Source organism: Methylobacterium cerastii, assembly GCF_022179125.1.
Lineage (GTDB): Bacteria > Pseudomonadota > Alphaproteobacteria > Rhizobiales > Beijerinckiaceae > Methylobacterium > Methylobacterium cerastii.
Window position 1 is genome coordinate 1 of record NZ_BPQG01000021.1, and the last position, 14,861, is coordinate 14,861.

At 69.8% G+C, this 14,861-nt stretch carries 14 protein-coding genes; 5 read left to right on the plus strand and 9 right to left on the minus strand.

Annotated elements, in window-relative coordinates:
* Nucleotides 1-48: 48 nt before the first annotated feature.
* The 3 genes from glyS to MFF13_RS07645 all read right to left on the minus strand — a co-directional run bounded on the left by glyS (nt 49) and on the right by MFF13_RS07645 (nt 3,746).
* Nucleotides 49-2,256 carry a glycine--tRNA ligase subunit beta gene (gene glyS / locus MFF13_RS07635; protein ID WP_147830128.1) on the minus strand — a complete coding sequence of 736 codons (2,208 nt, stop codon included), beginning with the start codon at nt 2,254-2,256 and terminating at the stop codon, nt 49-51.
* A 93-nt stretch (nt 2,257-2,349) separates the two neighbouring features.
* A complete protein-coding gene (locus MFF13_RS07640; RefSeq protein ID WP_147830126.1) occupies nt 2,350-2,811 on the minus strand; it encodes a DUF3828 domain-containing protein in 462 nt (153 codons plus the stop codon).
* Nucleotides 2,808-3,746, minus strand: coding sequence for a glycine--tRNA ligase subunit alpha (locus MFF13_RS07645; protein WP_147830124.1), 939 nt, complete (start codon nt 3,744-3,746; stop codon nt 2,808-2,810). The genes MFF13_RS07640 and MFF13_RS07645 overlap by 4 nt, the downstream gene beginning before the upstream one ends.
* Before the next feature lie 213 nt (nt 3,747-3,959).
* Between MFF13_RS07645 and MFF13_RS07650 the strand changes: the two genes are divergently transcribed.
* Nucleotides 3,960-4,223 carry a hypothetical protein gene (locus tag MFF13_RS07650; RefSeq protein ID WP_147751058.1) on the plus strand — a complete coding sequence of 88 codons (264 nt, stop codon included), beginning with the start codon at nt 3,960-3,962 and terminating at the stop codon, nt 4,221-4,223.
* A 35-nt stretch (nt 4,224-4,258) separates the two neighbouring features.
* Here the strand turns inward: MFF13_RS07650 and MFF13_RS07655 are convergent, their stop codons facing one another.
* Nucleotides 4,259-5,113 (minus strand): S49 family peptidase, encoded by an 855-nt coding sequence (locus MFF13_RS07655; RefSeq protein ID WP_147830122.1) that lies wholly within the window; start codon nt 5,111-5,113, stop codon nt 4,259-4,261.
* Nucleotides 5,114-5,330: 217 nt separating this feature from the next.
* Here MFF13_RS07655 and MFF13_RS07660 point away from each other — a divergent pair, with 217 nt between their 5' ends.
* Complete coding sequence (locus MFF13_RS07660; protein WP_147751060.1) at nt 5,331-5,606, plus strand: hypothetical protein; 276 nt, start codon at nt 5,331-5,333, stop codon at nt 5,604-5,606.
* Nucleotides 5,607-5,678: 72 nt separating this feature from the next.
* Here the strand turns inward: MFF13_RS07660 and MFF13_RS07665 are convergent, their stop codons facing one another.
* Both MFF13_RS07665 and MFF13_RS07670 read right to left on the minus strand, forming a co-directional pair.
* Complete coding sequence (locus MFF13_RS07665; protein ID WP_147830120.1) at nt 5,679-6,440, minus strand: tRNA1(Val) (adenine(37)-N6)-methyltransferase; 762 nt, start codon at nt 6,438-6,440, stop codon at nt 5,679-5,681.
* A gap of 2 nt (nt 6,441-6,442) precedes the next feature.
* Nucleotides 6,443-6,673 carry a putative signal transducing protein gene (locus MFF13_RS07670; RefSeq protein WP_147830118.1) on the minus strand — a complete coding sequence of 77 codons (231 nt, stop codon included), beginning with the start codon at nt 6,671-6,673 and terminating at the stop codon, nt 6,443-6,445.
* Between the two features lie 163 nt (nt 6,674-6,836).
* On the opposite strand from MFF13_RS07670, the gene MFF13_RS07675 reads away from it, so the two are divergent.
* Entirely contained in the window at nt 6,837-7,859 is a 1,023-nt protein-coding gene (locus MFF13_RS07675; protein WP_238271745.1) for a polyprenyl synthetase family protein, read from the plus strand.
* A 36-nt stretch (nt 7,860-7,895) separates the two neighbouring features.
* On the opposite strand, the gene MFF13_RS07680 is transcribed toward MFF13_RS07675, so the two are convergent.
* From MFF13_RS07680 to MFF13_RS07690, 3 genes are all read right to left on the minus strand, one after another.
* Nucleotides 7,896-8,768 carry a 4-(cytidine 5'-diphospho)-2-C-methyl-D-erythritol kinase gene (locus MFF13_RS07680; protein WP_147830114.1) on the minus strand — a complete coding sequence of 291 codons (873 nt, stop codon included), beginning with the start codon at nt 8,766-8,768 and terminating at the stop codon, nt 7,896-7,898.
* Between the two features lie 115 nt (nt 8,769-8,883).
* A complete protein-coding gene (locus MFF13_RS07685) occupies nt 8,884-10,752 on the minus strand; it encodes a tetratricopeptide repeat protein (RefSeq protein WP_147830112.1) in 1,869 nt (622 codons plus the stop codon).
* Between the two features lie 263 nt (nt 10,753-11,015).
* Nucleotides 11,016-12,689, minus strand: coding sequence for an electron transfer flavoprotein-ubiquinone oxidoreductase (locus tag MFF13_RS07690; RefSeq protein ID WP_147830110.1), 1,674 nt, complete (start codon nt 12,687-12,689; stop codon nt 11,016-11,018).
* 239 nt (nt 12,690-12,928) lie between these two features.
* Between MFF13_RS07690 and MFF13_RS07695 the strand changes: the two genes are divergently transcribed.
* Entirely contained in the window at nt 12,929-13,825 is an 897-nt protein-coding gene (locus MFF13_RS07695) for a uracil-DNA glycosylase (protein ID WP_147830141.1), read from the plus strand.
* Nucleotides 13,826-13,912: 87 nt separating this feature from the next.
* Nucleotides 13,913-14,824 (plus strand): KPN_02809 family neutral zinc metallopeptidase, encoded by a 912-nt coding sequence (gene ypfJ, locus MFF13_RS07700; RefSeq protein WP_147830139.1) that lies wholly within the window; start codon nt 13,913-13,915, stop codon nt 14,822-14,824.
* Nucleotides 14,825-14,861: the final 37 nt, after the last annotated feature.

The following is a 14,861-nucleotide window of genomic DNA, read 5'->3' on the forward strand; positions in this document are numbered from 1 at the left end:
CACGCCCCTCATCCTGTCCTTCTCCCCCTGGGAGAAGGGACCCGCGCACTATCCCACGATCGCCGAGAAATCCGCGACTTCGCGGGTGGCGGCGCGCAGCGCGTTGAGGAGGGTGAGGCGGTTCTCGCGCAGGCGCGGGTCGTCGGCGTTGACGGTGACGTGCTCGAAGAAGGCGTCCACCGGGGCACGCAGCTGCGAGAGCGCCCGCATCGCGCCGGCAAAATCCTCCTTCGCGACCGCGGCCGAGGCCTCGGTCCGGGCGGTCGCCAGCGCCTCGGCGAGCGCCCGCTCCTCGGGCTGGCCGGAGGCGGCGAGCGCGGCGTCGGGCTCGGCGTCGTAGGCGCGGCCGTCCTTCTTCTCCTCGATCCGGAGGATGTTCGAGGCGCGCTTCACCCCCGCGAGCAGGTTCTTGCCGTCCTCGGTGTCGAGGAAGGCGCCGAGCGCCTCGACGCGGCGGACGACCATCAGCAGGTCGTCCTGGCCGGGAAGCGCGAAGACCGCGTCGATCAAGTCGTGGCGGGCGCCTTTTTCGCGGAGGTAGACTTTGAGGCGATCGGCGAAAAAGGTGAGAAGACTTCCTTTGCCATCGACCAAATCCGCAAAACTCGACCCGGGGATACCCGCATTTTTTACAATATCCGAAGTCGTGCGCTGGCTTGGGATACCCTCGTTATGGCTTCGCTTGAAGTAGCTTGATTCGTCTGGAGTCAATGACCTTGCAAGATATGCGAACGCAAAAGCCTGCGTCAGACTCAATCTTAGCGAACAATCGACCGCGAGTCGCACGACCCCCAAAGCGGCCCGCCGCAACGCATACGGGTCCTTGCTCCCAGTCGGTTTCTCGTCGATCGCCCAGAACCCGACCAGCGTATCGAGCTTGTCGGCGAGCGCCACCGCCACCGAGACCGGGTCGGTCGGCACCCGGTCGGACGGCCCGACCGGCTTGTAATGCTCCTCGATCGCAGCGCAGACGCTCGGGTGCTCGCCCTGGAGAGCGGCATAGCGAGCCCCCATCAAACCCTGCAGCTCGGGGAACTCGCCGACCATCTCGGTGACGAGGTCGGCCTTGGCGAGGCGCGCGGCGCGCTCCGCCAGCTCGGGATCGGCGCCGACCAGCGGCGCCAGTTCCTTCGCGAGCGCCGCGATGCGCTGCACCCGCTCGCCCTGCGTCCCGAGCTTCTCGTGGAACACGATGGTGTCGAGCCTCTGTAGCCGGTCTTCGAGGCGGATCGCCTTGTCCGTCTCCCAGAAGAACTTCGCGTCCGAGAGCCGGGCGCGGACGACGCGCTCGTTGCCGGCGGTGATCGCGGCCCCGCCGTCCGAGGCGACGAGGTTCGAGACCAGGATGAAGGCCGGCGCCAGCGCGCCGCCGGCTTCACGAACCACGAAGCATTTCTGGTTGGCGCGGATGGTCGCGCGCACCGCCTCGCCCGGGATGTCGAGGAAGCTTTGGTCGAAGGTGCCCATCAGCACCACCGGCCATTCCACGAGGCCGGCGACCTCCTCCAGCAGGCCCTCGTCCTCCACAAGTTCGAGGCCGCGGGCGAAGGCGAGGTCGCGGGCGTCGTGCAGGATGATGTCCTTGCGGCGGTCCGCGTCGAGCACGACCTTGGCGCGCTCCAGGTTCTGGACGTAGTCGTCGAAGCGCCGCACCTCGATCGCTTCCGGCGCCAGGAAGCGGTGGCCGTAGGTCGTCGCCCCGGCCACGATCCCGCCGACCTCGAACGGCACCACGTCCGGCGTCTCGGTCTCCGGGCCGAAGGTCGCGACGATCGATTGCAGCGGACGCACCCAGCGCAAGGCCCCCGCCTGCGCCGAGGCCGCGCCCCAGCGCATGGATTTCGGCCAGGGGAAGCTCTTGATGATCGCGGGCAGGATCTCGGCCAGCACGTCCAGCGTCGCGCGGCCGGGCCTCTCGATCACCGCGAGGTAGAACTCACCCTTCTTCGGGTCGACGACGGTCTGCGCCTGGTCGAGGCTCGTCAGGCCGGCGCCGCGCAGGAAGCCTTGCACCGCCGCATCCGGCGCGCCGACCTTCGGCCCGCGCCGCTCCTCGCGCACGGCCTCGCCGCGGGCGGGCAGGCCGGCGACGTGGAGCGCCAGGCGGCGCGGCGTCGCGAAGGCCTTGGCGCCGTCGTAGAGGAAGCCGCGCTCGACCAGGGCGTCGGTGACGAGCTTCTTCAGGTCCTCGGCCGCACGCCGCTGCATGCGGGCCGGGATTTCTTCGGAGCGGAGTTCGAGCAGCAAATCGGGCATGCGCGCGGGAATAGACGCCCGCTCGGCGTCCGTCGAGACGAAGCGACGCGGAAGGCGCGGGATGCCACCGCCGATATCCGCTTCGCGATGCGCCTATGGCAGCTTCGACGACAGGATTGTCACCAGATCCCAGGTCTGGCCTGTCATCGACCGCACGTCGGCGATCAGCCAGCGCCCGTCCTCGCGCACGAGATCGTAGCGCAGATCCTGCGGCGTGAAGTTGCGGAAGGTCGCCTGCACCTGCGCGCGTTCATGATCGTCAGAGAGCGCGACATCGTCAGAGAGCGCGACCAGCTGCAGAGTCTTTTGCCAATTCGCCTCGGTGTCCTGCCCGTTGACAGTGAACGCGAAATCGAGGCGGCCGACCTCGTTCCCGGCCTCGCGGCGATCCCGCTCGTAGAGCGCGCGCAGACGCGTGGCGTAGAAGCCGACGGCCCCGATGTCGTCCTTGGCGTAGAAGGCGCGCACGGTCTCGACGGGGTCGGTGGCGGATTGCGCCGCAGCTGGATTGGCGAGGCAGACCAGGGCCAAGGCGGCGAGCGCGACGCGGTTCATGCCGCGGCCGGGGCGCCGCCGGCCTCCGTCAGCAGCCAGGCTGCGCCGCAGGCCTTGGCCAGCTCGCGCACCCGCAGGATGTAGCTCTGGCGCTCGGTCACCGAGATCACGCCGCGTGCGTCGAGCAGGTTGAAGACGTGGCTCGCCTTGATGCACTGGTCGTAGGCCGGCTGCACCATGCGATGGCGGGCGCCCTCGCGCTCCGGCGCGCCGCCGTCGAGGTAGCTGCGGCAGGCCTTTTCGGCGTCGGCGAATTGGCGGAACAGCATCGTCGTGTCGGCCGCCTCGAAGTTGTGCCGCGAGTATTCCTGCTCGGCCTGCAGGAACACGTCGCCGTAGGTCACCTTGTCGGCGCCCGCGCCGCCGTTGAAGTTCAAATCGTAGACGTTCTCGACGCCCTGGACGTACATCGCCAGCCGCTCCAGCCCGTAGGTCAGCTCACCCGCCACCGGCGCGCATTCGAGGCCCGCGACCTGCTGGAAGTAGGTGAACTGGCTCACCTCCATGCCGTCGCACCAGCATTCCCAGCCAAGGCCCCAGGCGCCGAGCGTCGGGCTCTCCCAGTCGTCCTCGACGAAGCGGATGTCGTGCAGGGCGAGGTCGACGCCGATCGCGGCGAGCGATTCCAGGTAGAGCTCCTGCAGGTTGTCCGGGTTCGGCTTCAGGATCACCTGGAACTGGTAGTAGTGCTGCAGCCGGTTCGGGTTCTCGCCGTAGCGCCCGTCCTTCGGCCGGCGCGAGGGCTGCACGTAGGCGGCTTTCCAGGGCTTGGGCCCGAGCGCCCGCAGGGTCGTGGCCGGATGGAACGTGCCGGCGCCGACCTCCATGTCGTATGGCTGCAAGATCACGCAGCCCTTGGCCGCCCAGAAGCGCTGCAGCGTCAGGATCAGGCCCTGGAACGAGGTCTTTGGGCTGAGATCGGCATCGCTCGGCATGGGGCTTCTTCGTCGTCGCGCGGGGGGAGGGCGCCCGGGGTTTAAGCGTGCGCCGCCCCATTGAGCAACCGCTAGGCCGCTGCGCGTGCGGGCCCGCACCGAATGTGGCGCAAATTCGACGGACAAGCGGAACCGTATCGGCACGGCCAAGTTTATTGCCCGACATCAGGACATCCGGCGCCCGCAGGGGCCGAACGCCACGGAACATCAGTCATGCGCAGCCTCGCCAAGAAGAACGTCACCGTCTTCGCGGTCCTCGTCGCCGCCTCGCTGGTCGCCACCCCGCTGGTGATGAGCGCCAGCAGCGCTTTCGCGACCGTGGAAGACACCGCCACGGTGACCGTGCCGGTCGCGGTGATGCCGGTCGAGGTCGCCCCGGTCGCGGCGCCCGCGATCAAGGCCGAGGGCTGCACCCGCAAGGTGCGGGTGGTCTATAGCGGCTACGGCACGCCGGACGCCGCCTGCCTGGTCCGCTGACCGCAGATTGCTGATAGCCGAGCTAGCAGCCTCGCTCAGAGCCCGTAGCGAGCCCAGGCCGCCCGCTCCTCCACCGCGGCAATCGCCTCGTCCGCAAGGCCGATCCCGCCCGGTGCCGCGCGACGCAAGAGGCGGCTGACGAACGACCCCTTCGCCTCCGCGACGAGCCGCATCTCGACGGTGTCGCCGAAGCGGGTCCTCAAGGTCGAACGGATGTCGCCGAGCGCGTCGACGAGACCGAGCTCCAACGCCTGCCGCCCGGTCCAGATCGCGCCGGTGAACAGGTTGTCGCCGGCCTTCAAGGTCGGGCGGCGGGCCGTGACGAGGGCGGTGAACAGGTCCTGCACGTCCGCTTGGATGCGCAAAAGGCGCTCGACGTCGGCCGGGTCTTCCGGCCGGAACGGATCGAGCATCGCCTTGGCGTCGCCTTGGGTGTGGACGCGGCGCTCGACGCCGACGCGCGCGAGCAGCTTATCGAACCCGAAACCCGCCGAGACCACGCCGATCGAGCCGACCACCGAGGTCGGGTCGGCGACGATTGTGTCGGCCGCGCACGCGATCATGTAGCCGCCGGAGGCCGCCACGTCCTCGACGAAGGCGTAGACCGGCAGCTTCTTTTCCGTCGCCAGGTCGCGGATACGCCGGTGGATCAAGTGCGACTGGGCCGGCGCGCCGCCCGGCGAGTTGATCACGATCGCCACCGCCACCGCGCCCGGGGTTTCGAAGGCGCGCTCGAGGCTACCCGCCACGGTGCCGATCGACAGGCCGGGACGGAGCGGTGAGACCGCGCCGATGGCGCCATTCAACCGCACGACGGCGACGCGCGGGCGCGCCTTGCGGAAGCGCGCCGGCAGCAGGGCACGCACGAAGTCCGGAACGGCGAGGGGCATGGGGGCTCTGCTCGGGAAGAGTTGCGCCTTCCGAATTGGTCATCGGCACCGCTTGCGCAAGGCTTTCGCCAAGGGGCCGTCGTCGCACGACGAAGTGTTTCGCGTGTCGTCGATCGAACCGAAACAGGCCCATCGCCGTTTCAGGCCCGGCGGAGTGGTTTCCGTCCGGGCGGGGGCGCGATCCTCGACCGTGTCACAGGGAGGAGAGGACGTCTCGATGCGATCCTGGAAATTTCTGATGGTCGTGCTCGCGCTGCTCGGCGGCGCGACCGGGTTGAGCCTCTCGGCGAAGGCCGCCCCGATGAGCGTGCCGATCGCCGCCGCCCAGTCCGACGCCGAACCGCTCGTGCAGACCGCCCGCTGGCACGGCCGCCGGCACTGGCACCGCCATCACTGGCACCGGCATCACCGCTGGCACCGCCACCACCATTGGCGCCGCCATCACCATCACCGCCACCATTTCGGGCATCACCGCCGCCTGCGGTTCTACTGAGATGCGCTCGGGCGGTGTCCGGCACGCCGCCTGATCCATACCCTAGACGAACTTGGCCAGAGCGAAACGGCTTCATGGCGGCCACGGCCGGCCGCGATGCAGGGCGTCCGCCTCGGCGGTGAAGGCGCCGTCCACCCCTTGGAGGACGAGGGGCGGACGCAGTTCCAGGGCGGCGCGGCTCCCCTTGGTCGCGCTGACGAGGATGCGGATCGCCGGACGATCCGCCCGGGCGTGGACCGGGCGGATCGCGACGCCGCCGAACCGATTGCGCAGGGCGTCGAGGCAGAGCGGTAGCGCGTCGGCCCTGTGGATCAGCCCGAGCCGGCCGCCGGCCCGCAGAAGGTCGGTGCAAGTGCGGATCCAGGCCTCCAATCCGCCGGGGGGAAATGCGTGCGCGGCCGCCTTGCCTGCATCCGGCGACGGGCGGTGGCGACCGGCCTCGAAGAACGGCGGGTTGGTCAGCACGATGTCGGCGCTGCCGGAGACGAGGCCGGCGGCTCGGCGTTCTGCCCCTGGACCGAGCACGTCGGCCTCGACGACCGAGACGCGATCGGCCATCGCGTTGGCCTCGGCGTTCCGGCGCGCCAATGCGGCGAGGTCGGGCGCGCGCTCGACCAGCACGACGCGGCTGCCCGGCGCGCCAATTCCGGCCGCGAGCCCGACCGCACCCGTTCCCGCTCCGACGTCGCAGATCACGTCGCCGGCCTTCGGCTCGATGAGGCGCGCGAGCAGCACCGCATCGGTTCCGGCCCGGTGGCTCCCGCGCGGCGGCTGCAGCAGGCGCAAGGCCCCGCCGAGGAAGTCGTCCGGCGCGGCATCCGAGGTCTGGCGCATGGTCAGGCGGTCGCGTCCCGCAGCTTGTGGCCGAGCCCGGCGTCGCGCAGGAGCCGGCGGGCCTGGGCCGCATGGTCGCCGGGCACCAGCAGGCGGCGGGGGAAGGCGCCGATCGAACCCTCCATCAGGCTCATGTGGTTGTCGGCCACGAGGACCGGGATATCAGCGCCCTCGAGCAGCGATTGCGCGAAGCCGATCAGGACGATGTCGTTGGTGCGGATCAGTTCGGTCATCGCGGCCCCGTTCGCGGGTGGAGGGCGCTTTCGTCGCGTGCGCCGATCCATGCGGCGGCACCATATCCGGTTTCACGCGCGCATGTTGCGGTGCCCTGAAGCCCGTGCGAAGGGGTGGCGCATCGCGCGCTGCAATCGAAGATCGGTCTGGAGGCATCGGACCTTGGGTGTCGTCGTTTCCATCGAAGAGGGCCGCCCCGACGCGGAGGCGAGCCTGGCCGACCTCGTGGCCCTGGTCTCGGGTGGCATGGAGCGGGTGAACGCCCAGATCCTGTCGCGCACCGGATCGGACGTGGCGATGATCCCCGAGGTCGCCAACCACCTGATCGATTCCGGCGGCAAGCGCCTGCGCCCGATCCTCACGCTCGCGAGCGCGGACCTCTGCGGCTATGCGGGGATCGACGGCGACGTGAAGCTCGCCGCCAGCGTCGAATTCATGCACACCGCGACCCTGCTGCACGACGACGTGGTCGACGGCAGCGACATGCGCCGCGGCCGGGTCGCCGCACGGATCAAGTGGGGCAACGAGGCGAGCGTGCTCGTCGGCGACTTCCTGCTGGGCCAGGCCTTCCGGATGATGGTCGAGGTCGGGTCGCTGCGCGCCCTCGACATCCTCTCGGCCGCCGCCACCGTGATCGCCGAGGGCGAGGTGATGCAGCTCACCGCCGCCAAGAACACCGGCACCTCGGAGGACGAGTACCTCGCGGTGATCCGCGCCAAGACCGCCGAGCTGTTCGCAGCCGCCTGCGAAGTCGGCCCGGTGCTGGCCGGGCGCCCGGTCGCGGAGCAGGAGGCGTGCCGCGCCTACGGCATGAACCTCGGCATCGCCTTCCAGCTGATCGACGACGTGCTCGATTACGGCGGCACCAGCGCGGCCCTCGGCAAGAACGTCGGCGACGACTTCCGCGAGGGTAAGATCACGCTGCCGATCGTGCTCGCGGTCCGCCGCGGCACCGAGGAGGAGCGCGCGTTCTGGCGGCGGACGCTGGAGCAGGGCGCGCTGGAGGAGGGCGACCTCGAGACCGCCCACACGATCCTGCGGCGCCACCACGCCCTCGAGGAAACGGTGGCGCGCGCCCGCGAGTACGGCACGCTGGCGCGGGACGCGCTCGATCCGTTCCCGGAAAGCCCGATGAAGTCGGCGCTGCTGCAGGTCGTGGATTTCTGCGTCTCGCGCGTCCATTGATCCTCGTCGTAGCGAGCCGGCGCCTGCTCCGGCCTGTCAGCGCAGGTAGGTCGCGACGGTCCACCAACCGGGCTGGGCCGAACCGATGGCCCGGGCCGCGCGCGAGGCCGCATGCCGGTCGGCGAACACGGCGAACACCGTCGCGCCCGAACCCGACATCCGCGTAAGCCGGCACCCGGGCTGGGTGCGCAACGCCGTCAGCGCCGTGCCGATCACCGGCGCCACGGTGAGTGCCGGCGCTTCGAGGTCGTTGCGCGCCGGCCCGATCGCCGCGAGCAGCGTGTCGGCGTCGCCGCCGCCGATCTCGGGATGCGCTGCGCCGTCGAGCCTGTCTCCGACCTGGAGTCCGAGCGCCTTGAACACGGGGGCCGTCGGCACCGGCACGCCGGGATTGATCAGCACCGCCGGCAGCGGTGCGATCCCGAGCGTCGGGCCGATCTCCTCGCCCGCGCCCCGCATCATCCGCGCCCGCGGATCGAGGCAGACCGGTACGTCGGCCCCCGTCGCCCGCGCGGCGGCGATCACCGCGGGGTGGTCGAGGGCGAGCCCGTTCAGCTCCGCGAGGAGACGCAGGGCGGCCGCCGCATCCGACGATCCGCCGCCGATGCCCGCCGCCACCGGCAGGCGCTTGACGAGGTCGAACGCCCCGACCTTCAAATCTGGCACGCCGTCCGCGAGGTGCCGGGCCGCCCGGATCACGAGGTTGTCCCCGGTCGGCCCGGCCGGCCCGGCGGTCGGGCCGCTCACCGCGAGCGACAGCGCGGGACCGGGATCGAGGGTCAACGTGTCCCCTGTGCCGGCAAACGCCACGAGGCTTTCGAGCACGTGATACCCGTCGCCGGGGCGACGCCCGAGGACGTGCAAGGTGAGGTTGATCTTCGCAGGAGCGCGGGTGGTGAGACGTGCCATCGCGTATTCTGGACCGATGTGGACGACGCCTCCAGCGAGGATGCGCCGCAAAGAAATGCCGGCTGCCCTGGATGGCAGCCGGCATGAACGATGGATTGAATCGGTGAAAGGCCGTTCAGCCGCCGCTCTTCTTGTCGGCCGCGCCGGGGGCCTCGGTCGGGGCCGGGGCGCCCTTGGGAAGTTCCGGGTTCTCGGCATTGTGCGGCGCCGCCACCGGGGCCGGCGGGTTCTCGGCGGTGGCCGTCGGCTTGTCGGTGTCCGGCAGGCCGTTCTTCAGCTTCTCGTTGATCTGCACGAGGTCGTCCGGCTCGGGGTTGAGGTCCTTGGCGTGCTGCCACTGGAACTTGCCTTCGAGGCGGCGGCCGGCGCGCCAGTAGGCGTCGCCGAGGTGGTCGTTGATGGTCGGGTCGCCCGGCTTCAGCTCGACGGCCTTTTCCAGCTCGCGCACGGCGTCGTCCCAACGGCCGAGGCGGAAATAGGCCCAACCGAGGCTGTCGACGATCATGCCGTCGCGCGGGCTGGCGTCGGCCGCCTGCTTGAGCAGCTTGAAGGCGTCGTCGATGTTGATCTTCTGATCGACCCAGGAATAGCCGAGGTAGTTCAGCACCTGGGCCTTCGCCGCCGGCTGGCTCGCCGGGACCAGCTCCAGGGCCTTCTTCAAGTCGGCCTCGGCCTTCGGCCATTGCTTGGCGCGCTCGTAGGCGGTGCCGCGGAAGTAGTAGGTGGTCCAGAAGTTCGATTGCGGCCGGTCGCCGATCAGCGCGATCGCGCGGCTGTAGGTCTCGGCCGCCTCCTCGTACTTCTTGCGCGAGCGCTGCACGTTGCCCAGCGCCGTGATGATGTCGATGTCGTCCGGGTGCGCCTTCATCGCGGCGTCGAGATATTGCAGCGCCTCGTCGCCCTTGCCCGCCTGCTCGAGGTTGAGGCCGATCTGGATGTCGGCGTTGAGCTTCAGCGGCGAGGTGGCGGGGATCTGCGCGTAGGCCTCGTTCGCCTTCTCCGGCTGCTTCATCCGGTCGAGGGTGTCGGCGAGCGTCAGGCGGGCCAGGGCGTGCTCGGGCGCGAGGTAGAGGGCAAGCCGCAGGTAGACCACAGCAGGCAGCTCGTCGCCCTGCGTCGAGCCGGCGGAGCCGAGCCCATACAGCACCTCGCCGGCGCCTTCCTGCGCGTTGGTGACGAGGCGGGCGAGCGGCTTGCCGGCCTTCAGCTTGTCGAGGGCGTCGCGCACGATCGGGTGGCGCGGCATCAGCGCGTCGAAGTCGGAATAGGCCTGGATCGCCAGGTCGGTGCGGCCGGCATTGGCCTCGAACCGGGCGTAGGCGTCGACGATGCGCAGGGTGTTCTTGTCGGCCTCGTAGGCCGCCTTGAGGCGGCGCTCGGCCTCGGCCTGATCGCCGGTGACGCTGGCGATGAGGCCGGCATGGTAGTCGCGGAAGGTGTTGTAGTAGCGCTCGCCCTTGAGCTTGCTCACGGTCTCCAACGCCCGCTTGCCGTCGCCGGCGCCGGCATAGGCCCAGGCGGTGAGCAGCGTCGCGGTCAGGTCGGCGGCCGCGCCGCGTCCGCTGCGCGAAAAGTTCTGGCGGGCGGCGGCCCACTGGCCGGCCTTGATCTGGCGCACGCCGAGCGAGAGCTGAGCGAGCCCGTTGGTGGAGTCGCGGTTGACGAGGCGTTCGGCCGCGCGGAACGCGTCGGGCAGGGCGCCGTCGGCCAAGAGCGAGACGAAGGCCCGTTCCAGCAGGTCGGTGTTGCGCGGGTCGGCCTTCACCGCCTCACGGTAGAAGCTCGCAGCCGCCGCGGTGTCGCGCGAGGCGCCGGCGATGTAGGCCGAGAGGAAGTTGCCTTCGAGGGACTCCGCCGGCTCGTATTCCGACATCGGGCTCGACTCCCGCGGCTGCACGGCGAGCGCGGGCCCGCACAGCGAGACGCTCGCGGCGAACGTCAGGGCGAGCACCGAACGGGTGCGACGGGGGCGGACATCGGTCATGGGCACCGTTCACGGCTCCTGCGGGCGCCGGCCCATCGCGGCCAGGCGGCGCCGAATTCGGCGGGGACACTGGACTCTTCCCGCCACGCCCGCAAGGCGAAAGGATGGCGCGGGCACGACCGCTCAAGGCCGCCGCACCCGTCGCGATTCTTAGGCTCGCAAGGCCGTGCGAGCGCGCTTTCCTTCCACCGAAGCCCTCCGGGAGAGGCGCGCTGCGTTGGAGACACGCTCTGCGCCGGAGCAGGTCTCCGGCCGCCTCCTGATCACATGTTCGGGTAGTTCGGTCCGCCCGGGCCCTCCGGCGTCACCCAATTGATGTTCTGGTTCGGGTCCTTGATATCGCAGGTCTTGCAGTGGACGCAGTTCTGCGCGTTGATCTGGTAGCGCACGCCGTCCCCGGCCGCCGCATCCTCGACCCACTCGTAGACGCCGGCCGGGCAGTAGCGCGCGGAGGGACCGCCGAACACGTCGTGCTCGGAGGCCTTCTGCAGGCCCATGTCCTTTACCTGCAGGTGGGGCGGCTGGTCCTCCTCGTGGTTGGTGTTCGAGAGGTAGACCGACGAGAGCCGGTCGAAGGTGAGCTTGCCGTCGGGCTTCGGGTAGACGATCGGCGTCACCTCGGAGATCGGCTTGGTGCAGGCGTGGTCGGGCTCGCCGTGCTTGAGCGTGCCGAAGGGCGAGGCGTTGAGCAGCGTGTTCGACCACATGTCGAGGCCGCCCAGGCCCACGCCCGCGAGGGTGCCGTAGCGCGACCAGAGCGGCTTCACGTTGCGGACCGCCTTGAGGTCGGCGCCGATCGCGCTGTCGCGCCAGCCGGCGTCGTAGGCGGTGAGCTCGTCGCCCTGGCGGCCCGCCTTCAGCGCGTCGGCGATGGCGTCGGCCGCCTGCATGCCGGAGAGGACCGCGTTGTGCGAGCCCTTGATGCGCGGCACGTTCACGAAGCCGGCGGAATCGCCCACGAGGCAGCCGCCGGGAAAGACGAGCTTCGGCACCGACTGCCAGCCGCCTTCCATGATCGCGCGCGCGCCGTAGCCGATGCGCTTGGCGCCCTCGAACACCTCGCGGATCATCGGGTGGGTCTTGAAGCGCTGGAACTCCTCGAACGGCGACAGGGTCGGGTTCTCGTAGTTCAGGTGGGTGACGAAGCCGACCGAGAGCAGGTGGTCGTCGAAGTGGTACAGCCACGAGCCGCCGCCGGCCTTGTTCGGCAGGGGCCAGCCCATCGAGTGGCGCACCAGGCCCGGCTCGAACTTGCCGGGCGCGAGCTGCCACAGCTCCTTCACGCCGAGCCCGTACTTCTGGTGGTCGCTGTGGCGGTTGAGTTCGAACCGGTCGATCAGGGTCTTGGTCAGCGATCCGCGGGCGCCCTCGCCGAAGATGACGTACTTACCGCGCAGCTCCATGCCGCGGGTGTAGTCGTCGCGCGGCTCGCCCGACTTGGCGATGCCGAGGTCGCCGGTGGCGATGCCGACGACGACGCCCCGGTCGTCGTAGAGCACCTCGGAGGCCGGGAAGCCCGGATAGATCTCGACGCCCAGCGCCTCGGCCTTGGCGCCGAGATACTTGGCGACGTTCGACAGCGAGCCGACGAAGTTACCGTGGTTCGACATGAACTTGGGGAAGAACAGGTTCGGCATCGTCACGCCGCTGTTCTTGGTCAGGTACAGGAACTCGTCGCGCTCCACCGCGGTCTTCAACGGACGCTCGGAATCGTCGCGCCAGTCCGGCACCAGGGTATCGAGGCCCGACGGGTCGATCACGGCGCCCGAGAGGATGTGGGCGCCGACCTCGGAGCCCTTCTCGACGACGACGACGTTGATCTCGTCGCCGCTCTCATGGGCGTGCTGCTTCAGGCGGATGGCCGCGGCGAGGCCGGCCGGCCCCGCGCCGACGATGACCACGTCGAAATCCATGCCCTCGCGTTCGGGATGCGCCATGCCTGTCGTCTCCTGCCGTGTCTCTTTCGTGCGCCCGGACCGCCCGCTGACGCGGGCCGATCGGTGGATGCGCCGTGTGCTGTCGTTCTGAACCCGTTCCAATGTAGGTTGGCAAGCCGCTGCTGGCAGGGGAGAAGGCGCGGGAGCGGCCAAGTCGCGCATTGCGGCGTCTCGGCGCCGCGCGGCGACGGCACCGATGCCGCGTTGTCCACAGGTGCGTCACGCCCCACATCATGCCCATGACATCGTCGGCGGACGCACAGCGCGACCTGATCGCGTATCTCGATTTCCATGTGGAGAGCGGCGTCGACCTCGCCCTCGACGAGGCGCCGCACGACCGCTTCCAGGAAGCCGACACGCCGGCTCCGACCCTGCTCCGCACAGCACCCGCCCGCGACGCGCCCGTCGAGGCCGCGCGCCGCGCATTGCCGCCGCGCGACGCGGTGTCGTCCCGCGAAGAGGCGCCGCCGGCACCGGAGAAGGCGCCGTCACCGCCCCGCACCTACGGACAATCTGCGTCGGCCAAGCCCGAGGAAGCCGCCACCGATGCCCGGGCCAGGGCCCGGGAGGTCGGGACGCTCGCGGAGCTGGAGGCGCTGCTCGCGGACTTCGACGGGTGCCCGCTGCGCTTCACGGCTAAGAACCTCGCCTTCTCCGACGGAAATCCCGCCGCGAAGCTGATGTTCATCGGCGAGGCGCCGGGCGCCGACGAGGATCGGGTCGGCAAGCCGTTCATGGGCCGCTCGGGCCAGCTGCTCGACCGGATGATGGCGGCGATCGGCCTCGACCGCACGATGGCTTACGTCGCCAACGTGGTGCCGTGGCGCCCGCCCGGTAACCGCGAGCCGACGATCCAGGAGCTCGCCGTGTGCCGCCCGTTCCTCGAGCGGCAGATCGAGCTTGCCGACCCCGACATCATCGTCTGCCTCGGCAACCCGGCGACGAAGGCGATCACCGGCACCAAGGACGGCATCCTGAAGGCGCGCGGGCGGTTCTACCCCTACGCGATGTCCCATCGCACGGTGCGGGCGCTCGCCACGCTCCACCCGGCCTACCTCCTGCGGCAGCCGATGCAGAAGCGGCTCGCCTGGCGGGATTTCCGGCTGCTGCGCGCCGCCCTCGACGGAAAAGCTTGACCGTTCGAGCGGAACCCTCGCTCGGCCTGTGTCATTACCCTGCGACTCGCGATAACGGCGTCGTGAGAACGAGTGGCGGTCGAAATTATGCGCTGGGACGATTTTCGGAGTTCGGACAACGTCGAGGATCGTCGCGGCGAAGGCGGCGGCGGCGGGATGGGCTTTCCGGGCGGCGGTGCCGGCGGGCTCGGCATCGGCGCGATCGTCGTGATCCTGATCATCAGCTGGGTCACCGGCATCAATCCGGCGATCCTGATGGGCGGCGCCGAACAGATGACCCGCGGCGGCGGCAGCCAGCGCGAGGAGCAGGCCGACCCGCAGACGCAGACGCGGCGCAAGACGGCGCCGACCGACGACAGCGGCCGTTTCGCCTCCAAGATCTTGGGCAACACCGAGGACGTCTGGAGCCAGATCCTCCCGAACCAGACCGGCAAGCAGTACACCCCGACCACGATGGTGCTCTACACCGGCGGCACACGCAGCGGCTGCGGCTCGGCCCAGGCGGCAATGGGTCCGTTCTACTGCCCGCTCGACAAGAAGGTCTATCTGGACACCGGCTTCTTCAAGGAGATGGAGCAGAAGTTCGGTGTGAAGGGCGACTTCGCCTACGCCTACGTCATCGCGCACGAGGTCGGCCATCACGTGCAGGACGTCCTCGGCATCCTCGGCAAGGTCCAGGCCCGCCAGCAGCAGGCCTCGTCCAAGCGCGACGCGAACGCGCTCTCCGTCCGGATCGAGCTGATGGCCGATTGCCTCGCCGGCGTCTGGGCCAAGAACTCCAACGACAAGTACAATTCCCTGGAGCAGGGTGACATCGACGAGGCGATGAACGCGGCCAGCGCGATCGGAGACGACAAGCTGCAGAAGCAGAGCCAGGGCTACGCAGTGCCGGACTCGTTCACGCACGGCTCGTCCGAGCAGCGCCAACGCTGGTTCATGAACGGCTACAAGAGCGGCCAGACGAAGTCCTGCGACACGTTCCGCACCGCCAACAACTGAGCGTTGCCGGACGTTTGTCTTGGGACGTGAGGCTCGG

Coding starts and splice junctions, on each gene's coding strand:
- glyS (WP_147830128.1), bottom strand. CDS start 2,256: ATGCCCGATTTGCTGCTCGAACTCCGCTCCGAAGAAATCCCGGCCCGC.
- MFF13_RS07640 (WP_147830126.1), bottom strand. CDS start 2,811: ATGAACCGCGTCGCGCTCGCCGCCTTGGCCCTGGTCTGCCTCGCCAAT.
- MFF13_RS07645 (WP_147830124.1), bottom strand. CDS start 3,746: ATGCCGAGCGATGCCGATCTCAGCCCAAAGACCTCGTTCCAGGGCCTG.
- MFF13_RS07650 (WP_147751058.1), top strand. CDS start 3,960: ATGCGCAGCCTCGCCAAGAAGAACGTCACCGTCTTCGCGGTCCTCGTC.
- MFF13_RS07655 (WP_147830122.1), bottom strand. CDS start 5,113: ATGCCCCTCGCCGTTCCGGACTTCGTGCGTGCCCTGCTGCCGGCGCGC.
- MFF13_RS07660 (WP_147751060.1), top strand. CDS start 5,331: ATGCGATCCTGGAAATTTCTGATGGTCGTGCTCGCGCTGCTCGGCGGC.
- MFF13_RS07665 (WP_147830120.1), bottom strand. CDS start 6,440: ATGCGCCAGACCTCGGATGCCGCGCCGGACGACTTCCTCGGCGGGGCC.
- MFF13_RS07670 (WP_147830118.1), bottom strand. CDS start 6,673: ATGACCGAACTGATCCGCACCAACGACATCGTCCTGATCGGCTTCGCG.
- MFF13_RS07680 (WP_147830114.1), bottom strand. CDS start 8,768: ATGGCACGTCTCACCACCCGCGCTCCTGCGAAGATCAACCTCACCTTG.
- MFF13_RS07685 (WP_147830112.1), bottom strand. CDS start 10,752: ATGACCGATGTCCGCCCCCGTCGCACCCGTTCGGTGCTCGCCCTGACG.
- MFF13_RS07690 (WP_147830110.1), bottom strand. CDS start 12,689: ATGGCGCATCCCGAACGCGAGGGCATGGATTTCGACGTGGTCATCGTC.
- MFF13_RS07695 (WP_147830141.1), top strand. CDS start 12,929: ATGACATCGTCGGCGGACGCACAGCGCGACCTGATCGCGTATCTCGAT.
- ypfJ (WP_147830139.1), top strand. CDS start 13,913: ATGCGCTGGGACGATTTTCGGAGTTCGGACAACGTCGAGGATCGTCGC.